13 protein-coding genes and 2 other annotated features are annotated in these 14,325 nt (G+C 40.1%); all 13 genes read right to left on the bottom strand.

The features are described 5' to 3' along the window. Window positions 1–9 precede the first annotated feature (9 nt). Window positions 10–864 carry an amino acid ABC transporter substrate-binding protein gene (locus ED605_RS02375; protein ID WP_121977320.1) on the bottom strand — a complete coding sequence of 285 codons (855 nt, stop codon included), beginning with the start codon at window positions 862–864 and terminating at the stop codon, window positions 10–12. Window positions 865–878: 14 nt separating this feature from the next. Further along, a complete protein-coding gene (locus ED605_RS02370) occupies window positions 879–1,514 on the bottom strand; it encodes an amino acid ABC transporter ATP-binding protein (RefSeq protein ID WP_121977319.1) in 636 nt (211 codons plus the stop codon). 15 nt (window positions 1,515–1,529) lie between these two features. Continuing rightward, on the bottom strand, window positions 1,530–2,174 hold the full coding sequence (locus tag ED605_RS02365; RefSeq protein ID WP_121977318.1) for an amino acid ABC transporter permease: 645 nt from the start codon (window positions 2,172–2,174) through the stop codon (window positions 1,530–1,532). Window positions 2,175–2,343: 169 nt separating this feature from the next. Then, window positions 2,344–2,574: a binding site (T-box leader), on the bottom strand. Window positions 2,575–2,633: 59 nt separating this feature from the next. Then, complete coding sequence (gene minD, locus ED605_RS02360) at window positions 2,634–3,440, bottom strand: septum site-determining protein MinD (RefSeq protein ID WP_121977317.1); 807 nt, start codon at window positions 3,438–3,440, stop codon at window positions 2,634–2,636. Then, the gene (locus tag ED605_RS02355) at window positions 3,433–4,116 is read right to left on the bottom strand and encodes a septum site-determining protein MinC (RefSeq protein WP_121977316.1); all 684 of its coding nucleotides are present in this window, start codon (window positions 4,114–4,116) and stop codon (window positions 3,433–3,435) included. Before ED605_RS02355 ends, minD begins: the two co-directional genes overlap by 8 nt. A gap of 15 nt (window positions 4,117–4,131) precedes the next feature. Beyond that, window positions 4,132–4,656 carry a rod shape-determining protein MreD gene (mreD, locus tag ED605_RS02350; RefSeq protein WP_121977315.1) on the bottom strand — a complete coding sequence of 175 codons (525 nt, stop codon included), beginning with the start codon at window positions 4,654–4,656 and terminating at the stop codon, window positions 4,132–4,134. Window positions 4,657–4,672: 16 nt separating this feature from the next. Then, the gene (gene mreC, locus ED605_RS02345) at window positions 4,673–5,542 is read right to left on the bottom strand and encodes a rod shape-determining protein MreC (RefSeq protein WP_121977314.1); all 870 of its coding nucleotides are present in this window, start codon (window positions 5,540–5,542) and stop codon (window positions 4,673–4,675) included. A gap of 57 nt (window positions 5,543–5,599) precedes the next feature. Next, a complete protein-coding gene (locus tag ED605_RS02340) occupies window positions 5,600–6,607 on the bottom strand; it encodes a rod shape-determining protein (protein WP_306419363.1) in 1,008 nt (335 codons plus the stop codon). A gap of 154 nt (window positions 6,608–6,761) precedes the next feature. After that, window positions 6,762–8,090: a bifunctional folylpolyglutamate synthase/dihydrofolate synthase gene (locus ED605_RS02335; RefSeq protein ID WP_191981330.1), complete on the bottom strand. Its 1,329-nt coding sequence runs from the start codon at window positions 8,088–8,090 to the stop codon at window positions 6,762–6,764. 69 nt (window positions 8,091–8,159) lie between these two features. Next, window positions 8,160–10,841: a valine--tRNA ligase gene (locus ED605_RS02330; RefSeq protein ID WP_121977312.1), complete on the bottom strand. Its 2,682-nt coding sequence runs from the start codon at window positions 10,839–10,841 to the stop codon at window positions 8,160–8,162. Between the two features lie 56 nt (window positions 10,842–10,897). Beyond that, window positions 10,898–11,111 (bottom strand) — a binding site (T-box leader). 32 nt (window positions 11,112–11,143) lie between these two features. After that, entirely contained in the window at window positions 11,144–11,653 is a 510-nt protein-coding gene (gene tpx / locus ED605_RS02325) for a thiol peroxidase (RefSeq protein WP_121977311.1), read from the bottom strand. A gap of 95 nt (window positions 11,654–11,748) precedes the next feature. Then, window positions 11,749–12,966, bottom strand: coding sequence for a tRNA uracil 4-sulfurtransferase ThiI (gene thiI, locus ED605_RS02320; protein ID WP_121977310.1), 1,218 nt, complete (start codon window positions 12,964–12,966; stop codon window positions 11,749–11,751). An 8-nt stretch (window positions 12,967–12,974) separates the two neighbouring features. After that, on the bottom strand, window positions 12,975–14,120 hold the full coding sequence (locus ED605_RS02315; protein WP_121977309.1) for a cysteine desulfurase family protein: 1,146 nt from the start codon (window positions 14,118–14,120) through the stop codon (window positions 12,975–12,977). Window positions 14,121–14,325: the final 205 nt, after the last annotated feature.

The raw sequence follows: 14,325 nt of genomic DNA, 5'->3' as shown, positions 1-14,325 counted from the left end.
AAATCTAAATTAGTGATGTTTCATTAAAGGACTGTATTGATTTGTTCCAAACCACTTCTTGTTGATCTTAGCCAACTGGCCATTCTTGGCGAGTCGATCCAGACCAGCATCAATTTTCTGTTTAAGCTTTTTGTCATGTTTTCTCATACCAACCCCATAATATTCTTTAGGAAATTGACTTGGCACACTTCGATAAGAAGCCCGATTCTTTTGATGTTTAATATAATACCCTGCATAAATGCTATCGATCAATAGACCTTGAATTCGATTAGAATTTAAATCAATGAACGCCTCAGTAAAAGAATCGTAAAGAATTGGGCTATGATTTTTAATAAGATCCTTTAATAGTTTAGGTTTGTCATCAATATCCATCGCTCCGGCAGAACCCGCCTGGACACCTGCAACGCGTCCTTTCATATCCGCAAAATTGTTAATGTGATTTTTCTTTTTAGAAACCAATACTTGTTTATTAACCAAATATGGTTTGCTAAAAGTGACTTTTTTGGCTCGTTGTGGATTAATTGAAAAGCCGTTCCATATCAAGTCAATCGTCCCGTTTCTTAACTCAGTCACATTCATAGACCAATCAATTGGCTGAAAGTCAACTTTGATGCCATATTCTTTAAAAACGGCCTTTGCTAAGTCGACATCATAACCAACAATCCGGCCGCTCTTGGTCTGAAACCCCATCGGCACAAAACTGTCATCCAACCCAATGACAATCTTTTTTTGCTTGGAAACGACCGACCAAGTATCCGGATTCGTAGCCATTTTTTGTCGCGATTCAAATCGACAGCCAGATAACAACGTCAGCACTAGCAGTCCAACGATGATAAGCGGGAATTTCTTAAATTTCTTTGCCATATGATTATCCCCCTCTATTGGATTTGTTCAACCCGCTTAATCTCATCGGCAACGGTTTGAGCAAATTCCATATCATGCGTTACAACAATTTGAGTCATTTTTTGTTTTTTTAAATCTAAAATAATTTGAGCAACCTCATCACGCAATGCGGGATCAAGCGCCGAAGTCGGCTCGTCATAGCACAAAATTTTAGGATTCATTGCAAGCGCACGAACAATCGCCACCCGTTGTTTTTGACCTCCTGAAAGTTGATAAGGATACAATGTTTCTTTGTCTTGAAGACCCAAACGCTTTAAAAGTTCTGTTGCCCGCTGTGTTACCTGGTCCTTGGACTCTTTCTTTACCATTGTTGGTGCCAACGTTATATTACCCATCACAGTTAAATTTGGAAATAACTGATAATCTTGAAAGACAACACCAATAATCGTATCTTCTTTTCCAGGATTGGCAGGATCAAACCGTTTACCATCCCAGTAAAACGTCCCGCTGTTAACTTTTTCCAATCCGGTGATACACCTTAACAACGTTGTCTTACCTGCCCCTGACGGCCCAACTATGGCCATAATCTCATCGTCCTTAACCGTCATTGATAAATTATTAATAACCGTTTTATTACCAAATTTTTTGGTTAATCCCTTAATTTCCAACATATCTAAAGCTCCTCTCTATCTCCACACGCTTGAACGTTTCTCAATCATTTTTAGAACAACCGTGCAAATCGCTGTCAGCGCCAGGTAAATAATACCAACCAGTACGAGTGGCAATAACGTGACATCTCGTGCAGTGGCAACATTTCCGGCTCTCAGAAGATCACCTAGCCCAATGACATAAACTAAAGATGAATCCTTAACCAGATTGATTACCTCATTACCAATTGAAGGCAACACAATTTTAAAAACCTGTGGAATAATAATCTTTCGAATCGTCTGACTGTAAGACAAGCGTAAGACACGAGCACTTTCAAATTGGCCTCTTGGCACCGATTGAAAACCACCTCTAAAAATTTCTGCAAAATAGGCTGTGTAATTCAAAATAAAAGCAAACAGAGCGGCATCATATCGCTCAAAGATAATGCCCATGATCGGTAATCCGTAAAAGACAAAAATTAGTTGAAGCAACAACGGTGTTCCCCGCATTAACCAATCATAGATGTTTAAAAGCCAAACTAATGGTTTAAAATTACTAACTAGTCCCAAGGCCAAAATAGCGCCTAACGGAATTGAACAAATTAACGTCCAAAAGAAAATTGATAAAGTCATTTTAGTTCCCGACAATAAAGCTGGTAAAATCTGTTCAATGTATTGAATCATTTTGCTTTCCCTCCATTAAAAAAGTCCTCTTGAGTTATCACATTATTCACTCAAGAGGACGATGACAGTTTGTTCGCGGTTCCACCTCAATTCGCAGTAAACTCACATTTACTGCCTCAAGAAGTTTAGTTTCCAACCTAACTAAAAAACCTCTTAAGCTATTACAGCTTAAGAGGACGATAATTATCGCGGTTCCACCTCAGTTTTACTTTTCACTCAAATGAAAAGCCTCAACGAGTTTAGAAAACTAAACTTCAGCAATAACGCGCTCACCGCTTTTCCCTACTTTTTTCAGGAAAATGACTCCCAGACGTGAGATAAACTAATCAAATACCCACTTTCCATCATCGTGAGCTTTCTGAAATTTGATAAAGCCTATCGTTCTGATCATTGTCTTTAAAATTCTTTAATTTATGCTAATAATCATAATCGGAAATTGGCCATTCGTCAAGCAATAGATTACCCCTTCTTAAACCAGTTCCCGATTTTCTTCCAAAATGACGGGTGGATCTCATCCTTCATCTGCATAAGCGGCACTGATTCACCTTCAAGACGCCTAGCAATATCACGATACCCTTGGCCTGCCGGATTGTCTGCCTGAAGGACAACCGGTTCACCTTGATTGGAAGTCGTGATCACTGCATCATCATCAAAAACAATGCCCAATAATTCGACCCCCAAGTGATGGGTTATTTCATCGACATCCATTACCGAACCGTCCTTCATCATATGCGTTCGAATCCGATTAATAATCAGATGAGGTTCCTCTTTTAAGGGATGTTGTTCAAGTAGTCCAACTACTCGATCCGCATCTCGAACAGCCGATATCTCAGGCGTTGTAACAATAATTGCACTATCGGCACCGGCAATCGCATTCATAAAGCCCTGCTCGATACCAGCCGGACAATCAATTAAAACATAGTCAAAATCGGGTTTAATCTCGTTAACAATTTGAACAACCTGATCTTGGGTTAAGGCTGTTTTATCTGTATTTTGAGCCGCTGGCAATAAGTATAGCAAATCATCAAATCGCTTATCCTTTACCAACGCTTGTCCCAGGCTGGCACGGCCTGATGCCACGTCAACGATATCGTACATAATCCGATTATCCAACCCAAGAACAACATCCAAGTTTCTTAAACCAATATCTAAATCCATTAAACATACTTTTTTTCCAAGCATTGCGAGTGCTGTTCCGATATTAGCTGAAGAGGTTGTTTTGCCAACCCCTCCCTTTCCGGAAGTGATTACGTATGCATTACCCATTCATGACGCCTCCTATCCGATTGAAAAATTTGGGATTAATTTGTTTAAGATCTTCAACTTTTCCGTAATCCAAAACGTGTAAATCATTGACATAAATTACTGAATTTTCAGTGATTTTTTGATTAGTATCATCAAGAATTTCGTATTGTTCACCAATTCGAACTTGCTGTGCGTTATGTACATCCCCAATGATCATTTTATCCTCCAAGTCAGGATACCCTGCTTGAATAACGCCGTGAACATTACCAAGGACATAAATATTGCCACCGACAAAAAGTTTGCCGCCTTCGTGAATATTGCCAAGGAATAAAACATCCCCTTGAACATGAACTTCCTGCCCATTTCGAATTATTCGATCAATGATGTGAACTGATTCCTGCTCTAAAATTCGAGTTGATTCCTCTTTAGTAATCACATCTGAAATAATTTTATGAACGGAAAAAAGCTGAAAATTCGAAAAAATCTTTTCAATTTCAGACCGATTACCGGCCGACCAAAGCCGCATACCAGTCTGAATATCAAAAGAAATCGGTTGCGGATGAGTAGCGGTGGTTTGATCTCTTAAGTTTTCAAGCAGTTCTTTAAGCGATGCGTAAATGTCACCTAAATCCGCTTCATCATCCAAAATAATTTCATATCCATCATTTGTACCCTTCAAAACAGCTGCATCCTGCATATAAGACTCCCCTTTTTACCGCCTGTGACTCCTGTATAACGATGCCACCGGAAAATAAGCCAGCGCCATAAACACGAGGTTAATTGCGAGCGTTGGTGCCAATGTGTTTACCAAGAATTGCGCAACCGAGGATGAAGTTTGCCCAATAAATTCATTTGCCATAAAGCCCAGACTCATCCACACTGTGATCCCCAAAAAATAAACCAAAAAGCCACTCATAAAATTCGGCGGTAGCATTTGATAAACGGTTTGACAGAGATAAACAACTAGCGGAAAGATAAAAACATAAACTCCCAACAAGCCTGTATAATACATGTCAAAAATAAATCCAATTATTGCAGCCCAAATGGCTAAATGCAATTTCTGACGATCACCAAAAAATACTGCAAGCACTAGCCACAATAATGTTAACGCCGGTACTAAAGAATTAGGGTATTTATAAAGTGTCCCCGACAAGACCTGACTAATTGAACCATCTAAAAAGAAAGCAATAAACTGGCCAACTACAAAAATAGTCGTGATAGGAATTCTTCGTCTCAATTTGAATAACCTCCTATCAATTGCGAACGGCAACCGAAACTACTTCAATATCATTTAAATTAGCTGCTGGTTTAATGTAAACCTTTTTAGCCAATCCATAATCATCTTCAGCAATTTTTGAAACTTGACCGACATAAATCCCTTTGGGAATAATGCCACCCAATCCACTGGTGGTTACCCGATCTCCCTTAGAGAGCTTTGCTTTTGAAGTAATATTTCCCATAATAATTCGGTTGTTTTGAGAATCATATGACGTAATAATGCCGTTAACAACTTTTGAATTGTCACCAATAATTTGAATGGCAAAACGGTTGGAGTTTTCTGCTGTGTTTGAAATCAAAACAACTTTACTGTTTGTCTTGTTAACTTCCGCAACGGTTCCAATTAATCCCGGCCCAGCAATGACCGGCATATTTTTCTTTACACCAGCTGCTTGACCTTTATTAATAATAATTTGACTCGCCCACGAAGAAGGTGTTCGAGTAATCACAGCCGCATTGATTTTTTCATAACCGGTTAGGGTATTTCCAACGTTCAGCTGACGTTTAAGCTGTTTGTTTTCTCGTTCTAAAACTTGATCTTTTACCTGTGTCTGAGCAAGTTGGTCCACTTTAGACTTTAACTTCTGATTCTCTTGATATGTGTTCAACAAGTTACTGATCGAAGAAAAGCCATGGTGAACACCATTCATTGGGACCGCTACGACTCGATCAGCAAATCCAACGATATCATTACCAAATTGTTGGATTAATGGTGGTGTATTGCGATTATTTCTAAACGCCACTGAAACTGACATTAAACCAAAACTAATGATCAGACACACAATAACAATGACAAGTTTTCGACTGGAGAAAAATTTTTGCATAATTGCCTCCATCCGTTTCATAATTTACCCAAAAATGAAGCCATTGCTGGCTTTAAAGTTTGGGTAAATGTTGTTTGTTTATTGTTTTTTCTTCATAACGTTAATACTTTTAAGTGATTCACCGGTGCCGATTGCCACACAATCAAGTGGATCAGCCGCAATTGTAACCGGCACTTGAGTCGCGTCGGCAATCACATCAGTAATATTACGTAGTAAAGCCCCGCCGCCGGTTAAAACAATCCCATGATCAATCACATCGGCTGCAATTTCAGGTGATGTCTCCTCCAGCGTTTCCTTAATGGTTGCAATGATCTCCGCTACTGATTCATTAATTGCTTCGTTAACATCACTTCCGGTTACTTGAACAGTTGTTGGCAACCCGGTAACCAAATCACGTCCTCTTACTGGAACGGCTTCAATTTCTTTGGCTGCCTTAGGCGATGCTGAACCAATATCAATCTTTAACTGTTCTGCTGTTCGTTCACCAATCAGCAAATTATACTTTTGGCGAACATATTGTGCAATTGATTCATTAAGCTTATCACCGGCCATGCGAACCGAACGGCTTGAAACAATGCCACCCAGCGAAATTGTGGCAACGTCAGTCGTTCCACCACCAATATCAACGACCATACTACCAGTAGGATCCATAACTGGTAACCCGGCACCGATTGCTGCAGCAAATGGTTCCTCAATAACATAAGCGTCACGTGCACCTGCAACACGGGTTGCATCGATAACCGCACGTTTTTCGACTGCTGTGATACCGGTTGGAACGCAAACCATAACATACGGTTTCCCGGAAGAATGTCCCAACGCCTTTTGAATAAAGTACTTCATCATCGCAACGGTTGTATCATAATCTGCAATAACACCATCTTTCATTGGTCTTACCGCACTAATACTAGCGGGCGTTCGTCCAATCATTGCCCGAGCCTCTTCACCAACGGCAATAATGTCACCGTTCTTGGTACTTTTGGCAACAACTGATGGTTCACGAAGGACAATGCCTTTTCCTTCAACGTAAACAATCGTATTAGCTGTTCCAAGGTCAATTCCTATGTTTTTTTCCCCAAGTCCGAACACGTTATCCATCCCTTCATTGCTTTATCATGTTGATTTCGCTTTTGGTGTTATTTTATAAATTAATTATTGTTTAACGAAATAAGTATATCATAACGGACGTAAAAATGAACTAAATCACAGGAATGAAAGAATGATTTAAGATATTATTTGAAATTTAGTTTTGTGGCGCAAGTAAATACTTCCGCACATCCGAAATAAAATATAGCGATCCCGTAATCAATAACATATCATCAGCCGTCAATTTTTGTTGAATAACCTGAAGTGCCTCCTGCCAGTTTTCAATAACATCTGTTACGGTTTGGCCCTTTTGTGACTCAACCTTTTTTTCAAGTGCTTCCGGGTTAGCTGCCTGTCGTTTACCAGGTCCTTTAAATTTCGTCAAGACAACGGACACATTCTTAACAGTTGCCATTTTTTCAACCATTTTATCGGCTTGTTTATCAGCCAGCACACCCATTAAGACGTAAATGTGTCCCTTAGTAAAATCAGTTGCCAACAACGTCACAATTTCATTTACGGCTGAGATATTATGCGCACCATCAATAACAATTGTAGGGGAATTACTGATTTTTTCAAATCGTCCAGCCCATTTAGTTTGCCGAATTCCTGAAATAATGCTGGCTTGATTGACCGGTCGCTTGTTTAACCGGCAATATTCGAGGTAACTTTGAATTGCCAATGCGGCATTATTTGTTTGATAATCACCAATTAATTGGGTTGTTAACTGCTCAAAAGTCTGGGAACCTGAGCTAAATGAAAAACGTTGCTGCCAATTCTTAAAGCCAAGATCACGAACCAGAAACTGTTTCCCCAAAACCATCAATGGGCTATCATGCTTTTGAGCAACATGTTCAATAACCTGCAATGGGGCTTCAGGGATCTTCCCAACAATCACCGGAACAGCTGGTTTAATAATTCCGGCTTTTTGATAGGCGATTTTGGGCAATGTATCTCCCAAAATGTGCATATGATCCCAGCCAATCGTTGTAATAACAGAGAGTTCAGGCATCACAACATTTGTTGAATCCAGTAAGCCACCGAGCCCAACTTCGATTAAAACAATGTCTGCATGACCTTCTGAAAAATACTGAAACATCATCGCTGTAATAATCTCGAATTCTGTTGGACCACCTTCCGGAAGGATTCGATCCAGTTCTTTAACAATCGGATACACCTGCTTAGTCAAGCGGACAATCGTTTCATCAGAAATTGGGACACCGTTGACACTAATTCGCTCATTAAATTTAATTAGGAAAGGTGACGTGAAACTGCCAACCTTTAAGCCATCATTCTGTAAAATATTTCGCAAAAAGGCTAACGTTGAACCTTTACCATTCGTGCCGGCAATGTGAATTGCTTTAATTTTTTTATCAGGTGCACCAAGTTCATCCAAAAAGCGACGCATCCGTTTCAACGTTGGAATCTTCTTAAATTTGGTTCGCCCATGAATAAATGATAATGCTTGATCATATGTTTCAATCACGATCGATTCTCCTCAAAAAAACGAGGGGCACCGTGAGCAATAACTTCGCTCTGGTCCCCTCAAACTTAACTATAGTTCACTGTTAATCTGCTGTAACCGTTCTTTAGCAGCATCAAGTTTAGATTGATAATCCGACTGCTTTTGTCGTTCTTCATCTACTACAGCTTCAGGTGCATTTTCAACAAATCTTGTGTTAGCCAACTTCTTAGTGGCACGAGCAACTTCAGACGTAAACTTGTCTACATCTTTTTTTACTCGATCCCTTTCTTCATGCAAATCAACCAATTCAGCCAACGGAACGTAGATAGTTGCGTCCGTGATAACAGCTGACATTGACAACTTAGGTGCATCAATTTGGCTGTCGATCGTTAACTCCTGAGTGTGACAGAATCGATCAATATAGTCTCGGTTGGTTTCAAAAATTTGTTTTAGAGTGGCGTTTTCAGTCTGAACTAACATATCAATTGGTGATGATAACGGGGCATTAGCTTCATTACGAATATTTCTAACCGCTTTGATTAGATCAATCAGAGACTGCATCTCATGTTCAGCAGTTGGATTAGCCAAGGACTCATTAGCAACAGGGTATGTCGCCGTCACAAGTGATCGACCATTATGAGGCATTTTTTGCCAAATATATTCCGTTACAAACGGCATGATCGGATGTAACAATTTCAATGTTTTATCCAGAACGTACGCCAAAATGCTTTGAGTGTTTTGCTTCAACTTTTCGTCGTGACCCGTTAAAGCTTCCTTACTCATTTCAATATACCAATCACAAAAGTCATTCCAAATAAAATCATAGAGTTTTCGATCAGCTTCACCAAAGTTGTACTTATCAAACAGTTGAGAAACTTCTCTAATGGTCGAATTTAGCCGACTAAGGATCCATTTATCAGATAATTGCCATTCCGATTCAACTGGCAATTCCGGCTTTGTTGTCTCATCCAAATTCATAATGACATAACGACTGGCATTCCAAATCTTATTAATGAAATTCCAAGCAGAATCCATTTTGTCATAACTAAACTTAAGATCCTGACCCGGAGTACCACCAACCGACAAGAACCAGCGAAGGGCATCCGCACCATACTTGTCAATCACATCCATTGGATCGATACCATTTCCCAAAGACTTGGACATTTTTCGCCCTTGTGAATCGCGAATTAATCCATGAAGCAAAACGTCTTTAAATGGCCGACGATGTGTGAATTCCAAACTCTGAAAAATCATTCTGGAAACCCAGAAAAAAATAATATCATAACCGGTGACCAGCGTATCAGTTGGAAAATAACGTGCCATATCATCGGTATCATCCGGCCAACCCATCGTTGAAAAAGGCCACAAAGCTGATGAGAACCAAGTATCCAAAACGTCGGGATCCTGTTCCCAGTTCTCAGCATCTTTAGGAGCTTCCATTCCGACATATGTTTCACCCGTTTGCTTGTTATACCATGCTGGAATTTGATGTCCCCACCACAGTTGACGGGAAATTACCCAGTCATGAACATTATTCATCCATTGGGTAAACGTTTCTTCAAAGCGGGGCGGAAAAAAGTTAACCTTATCATCCGTCGCTTGATTTTTAATGGCTTGTTCGGCTAAAGGCTTCATTTTGACAAACCATTGAGTGGACAATCGAGCTTCTACTTGGACCCCGGTTCTTTCCGAATGACCAACCGAGTGCACAATTGGTTCAATACTTAAAATCAAATTTTGATCTTGTAAGTCCTTAACCATTGCTTTTCGAGCTTCAAAGCGATCCATTCCTTGGTATTTTCCGGCTTTTTCATTCATAGTGGCATCCGGATTCATGGTATTAATTCGTTCCAAATTATGCCGATTACCGACTTTGAAATCGTTGGGGTCGTGAGCAGGCGTAATCTTTACCATTCCAGTTCCTTCTTCAGGATCAACGTACTGGTCAGCGATAATTGGTACTTCACGATTAACAAGGGGGACCAGCACTTTTTTGCCGACAATATCCTTGTATCGCTCATCACTTGGATTAACCGCAACAGCCGTATCACCCATCATTGTTTCCGGACGGGTCGTTGCAATTTCGATATAATCTTTGCCATTAAATTTGGTTCCATCCGTAAACGGATATTTAACGTGATAAAAGGCACCTTTATCATCTTTATGAATCACTTCAATATCTGAAAGTGCGGTTCGAGCTTGAGGATCCCAATTAATAATGTACTCACCCCGATAAATCAACCCTTTATTATATAGGTCAACAAAAACCCGCCGAACTGCTTTTGATAAGCCCTTATCCAAAGTAAACCGTTCGCGTTCATAATCAAGTGAAAGGCCGAGTTTTGCCCACTGTTCTTTAATAGTTGCAGCAAACGTGTCCTTCCATTCCCAGACCTTTTGGATAAACTTTTCACGGCCCAAATCATAACGGGAAATTCCCTGTTCACGAAGTTTGGCTTCAACTTTGGCTTGGGTTGCAATCCCCGCATGATCCATTCCAGGAAGCCAAAGCGTATCATAGCCCTCCATTCGTTTCTTTCGGATAATCATATCTTGAAGCGTCGTATCCCAGGCATGCCCTAAATGAAGCTTGCCTGTGACATTTGGTGGCGGCAAAACAATCGAAAATGGTTTTGCTTTTTTATCCCCACTAGGCTTAAAGACGCCTTCCTCAAGCCATTCATGATATCGACCTTTTTCGACAGCCGTCGGATCATATTTGGTTGACATTTCGTTACTTTCAGTTGACGAATTAGTGTCTGATTCTGACATAACGGTTCTCCTCCTTATTCAAACAAAAATAAAAACACTTCGTCTTAAAATAAAATTATTAGGACGAAATGTTTTCGCGGTACCACCTAAATTGGGTTATGACACCCCACTCAGTATCTTGATAACGGTCAGATAACACCGATCTGCTCTCAAACTTTTCGAACAGACAGCTCACAAGTTACTTTCATCTAATCGCATGTAAGAATTTTCCATTACCCATTCTCTTTCTGAAACATGCCCTTTAGCTACTCTCTTGCTCAATGCTTTAATAATAATTAATTCTAATCTTACTCAACAATCAGCTAATCGTCAACACGCTTTGCTAATTTTTCCAATGCTGATAATGCGTCTTGATAATCAGGCTCATCAGTGATTTCCGGTACAATTTGTCGATAAACAATTTTGCCGGTTTTATCGACAATAAAGATTGTTCGAGCCAATGCACCGAAGTTTGGCATATACAATTTCATTGCATATCCAAACGATAAACTCTCGTCCGATAGTAATTGCAAATTGCGAACGCCTTGGGCAGCACACCAATCTTTCTGCTGTTCAAGTGTATTATTGGAAATTGTTAAAAACCGGGCATCCGGATAATTATCAGCTTCCTGATTAAACTTTCTGGTTTCAATTGAACAAACCGGTGTATCAATATCCGGCACAGTAGAAATCAACGTAATTCGACCAATAATATCAGCTGTTTTAACCTTATGGCCTTCTGCACTTTCCAACTTGAATTTGGGTAGTTGCTCGCCGACTTCTGGTGGATTACCAAACAATTTTTCATCTTTACCGTTGATTGTGACTTGCAATACAAACACTCCCTTGGTGTGTTATGAATAAGTTTAGGTTTACAAATAATGTAGCCCATTCTGGACGTTTACGCAAGTAAGTTAATAGTGATCATTTAAAGCAATTCCGCAAAAACATCAGCATTTTGGTTTAAAAACTCGTCACCGGGTTTAATATCAGTAATTTGGATATGGTCAATCGCTTTTTTAATCAAGCCTTCAACATCAATATAATTTTCAAATTCTCGCGATCGTTGGAGGTTAGGACGAGTCTTTGGTGCCGGCGGCGTAAAAATTGTACAACAGTCTTCATAAGGCAAGATGGAAAGATCGTAAGTTCCGATCTGTTTAGAGATTTTAATAATCTCAGTTTTATCCATTGAAACCAATGGCCGCAATACGGGCAGATTGGTAACGTCGTTAATCGCCATCATGCTCTCAAGTGTCTGCGATGCCACTTGGCCTAAAGCCTCACCAGTAAAGACACCACCACAATGTCGATTCCTCGTTATCTCGGCCGCAATTCGCAACATCATTCGTCTTTGAATTGTCATCAAATAACCTTCCGGCACCTTCTCTTTGATGGTTTCCTGAATTTCAGTGAAGGGTACCTGAATAAATTGAATATTGCCGGAATATTTAGCTAATACGGATGTCAGTTGCTTGGCTTTGTTTAGAGCCTGCTCGCTGGTGTATGGCGGACTATAAAAATGAATCATATCAATTTTCACCCCACGCTTCATGGCCATATAAGTCGCAACCGGTGAATCAATCCCACCTGATAACATCATCGTTGCTCGACCGCCGGTTCCCACTGGAAGACCGCCAGCGCCATGAAGTGTTTCTGAAGACAAAAACGCGCCGTTCATTCGAACTTCAACCCGAATTGCAATGTCAGGATGTTTGACGTTAACCGAAATGCCATCGATATTTTCTAAAATATAGTCACCCAACATGTTGTTAATTTGGTTCGTATGATACTCAAAATGTTTGTCTTGTCGGCGGGTATTAATCTTAAAAGTTTGGCCTGGCTGATATTGTTTTTCAGCCATTTGTAGCGCTGTCTTCTTGATAGCATCCATGTCTTTTGCCACTTTAATTGAAGGATACAAGGTCTCAATGCCAAAGACACCTTGTAAAGTTGCGATCACTTTTTGATCATCTTCACCATTCAAAGTAACGTGAAGCCGATCGCGTTGAGCCTTGACTTCAACGGCCGGAAAACGGTGCAACACTGCGCGAACATTTCTTCCCAACTGACGGATAAAATCTTTTCGGTTTTTACCCTTAGTAGAAAGTTCGCCATAACGAACCATAATTTCAGTATAATGCATAGTTTCTCCTAACTTAATTTATCAAACTCTTTATACAATCGATCAAATACCTTAATAAACGTTTTAGCCTCATCAAGCGTATTCTGATCACCTAATGAGATTCTAACAGCACTTGTTGAAATCTCTTCTGGCACATGCATTGCAGTCAGGGTACTCGATGCCAAATGCTTCTTGGAAGAGCAGGCACTGGTAGTCGAAATGTAAATACCTTCCTTTTCAAACGCATGAACGACCGTTTCTCCCCGAACACCCTTAATCGCAAAGCACAGGATATGTGGTGCAAACCGATCCGTACTTTTTGAGAAAATGGTTACCTTATCGAACTTACGAATGTGATCACTGATAAGCTGTTTAATTTGCCGTTCAGTTTGATTAGCTTGCGGTTCCTTTGTGAGCAACAGCCGAAGTGCCTTTGCCATTGCCGCAATTGCTGGTAGATTTTCAGTTCCAGAACGTTGATTTTTTTCTTGACCACCACCACTCATTAATTGTGCAATGCGGCGACCACGGCGACCATAAATAAAGCCAATTCCCCTTGGCGCATGAAATTTATGCCCTGAAATTGTAACAAAATCAACACGATCGTTAAAAATCTGGTCTTGAATTCCCTTACCAATTCCTTGGACGGCATCAATATGAAAATGAATTTTAGGGTACTGCTTTAATAATTCAGCAGCCTCTTTAATGGGTTGAATCGTGCCAATTTCATTATTGACAGCCATAATTGAAACCAACGTCGTATCAGGACGAATTGCAGCTTTCAAATCTTTAATTGAAATTCGGCCTTCATCATCTACCGGTAGATAAGTCACGTCATAGCCCAGTTGTTTAAGCTGTTCCATCGAATTATGGATAGCAGGATGTTCAACTGAAGTTGTGATTAGGTGTTTACCATACTCCCGTTTTTGAAGTGCCGTTCCTTTAACCACCCAGTTATCGCCTTCTGTGCCACCGCTGGTGAAGTAAATCTCATCAGGATGAACGTGCAGTAAATCGGCAATTTGCTTTCTGGATTGTTCCAGTAAATTAAAGGCTTGCTCTCCAAAATTATGGAGGCTTGAGGGATTTCCCCAAACACTTTTGCTTACCTTGTCGTACGTGTCAACAACTTCCGGCAATGCTTGTGTCGTTGCACTATTATCAAAATAAATCATTTGAAACCTTCTTCTCTTTATTTATTGGTTCGACTCCAACAAATATAACTTCCACGATAATACACCCAAACAGTCGTACTAACAAGTCAGACACTGTGAATCTATCAAATCGCTGGTCAACGTCGTTATCACTTCAGTCAATAACGAAAAGACCATTTAACTTTAAAGCGTCAAGCGAAATTTTTAGGAATCTCGCTTGACGCTT

Source organism: Lentilactobacillus raoultii (assembly GCF_900411375.1).
In the GTDB taxonomy this organism is placed as follows: domain Bacteria; phylum Bacillota; class Bacilli; order Lactobacillales; family Lactobacillaceae; genus Lentilactobacillus; species Lentilactobacillus raoultii.
Note: the sequence above shows the minus strand (reverse complement) of the source record. Positions and strands in the feature narration are given on the sequence as shown.

What these genes read in the sequence shown, in the direction of transcription:
- ED605_RS02375 (WP_121977320.1), bottom strand. Translation starts at nt 864, where the DNA reads ATGGCAAAGAAATTTAAGAAATTCCCGCTTATCATCGTTGGACTGCTA.
- ED605_RS02370 (WP_121977319.1), bottom strand. Translation starts at nt 1,514, where the DNA reads ATGTTGGAAATTAAGGGATTAACCAAAAAATTTGGTAATAAAACGGTT.
- ED605_RS02365 (WP_121977318.1), bottom strand. Translation starts at nt 2,174, where the DNA reads ATGATTCAATACATTGAACAGATTTTACCAGCTTTATTGTCGGGAACT.
- minD (WP_121977317.1), bottom strand. Translation starts at nt 3,440, where the DNA reads ATGGGTAATGCATACGTAATCACTTCCGGAAAGGGAGGGGTTGGCAAA.
- ED605_RS02355 (WP_121977316.1), bottom strand. Translation starts at nt 4,116, where the DNA reads ATGCAGGATGCAGCTGTTTTGAAGGGTACAAATGATGGATATGAAATT.
- mreC (WP_121977314.1), bottom strand. Translation starts at nt 5,542, where the DNA reads ATGAAACGGATGGAGGCAATTATGCAAAAATTTTTCTCCAGTCGAAAA.
- ED605_RS02330 (WP_121977312.1), bottom strand. Translation starts at nt 10,841, where the DNA reads ATGTCAGAATCAGACACTAATTCGTCAACTGAAAGTAACGAAATGTCA.
- thiI (WP_121977310.1), bottom strand. Translation starts at nt 12,966, where the DNA reads ATGCATTATACTGAAATTATGGTTCGTTATGGCGAACTTTCTACTAAG.
- ED605_RS02315 (WP_121977309.1), bottom strand. Translation starts at nt 14,120, where the DNA reads ATGATTTATTTTGATAATAGTGCAACGACACAAGCATTGCCGGAAGTT.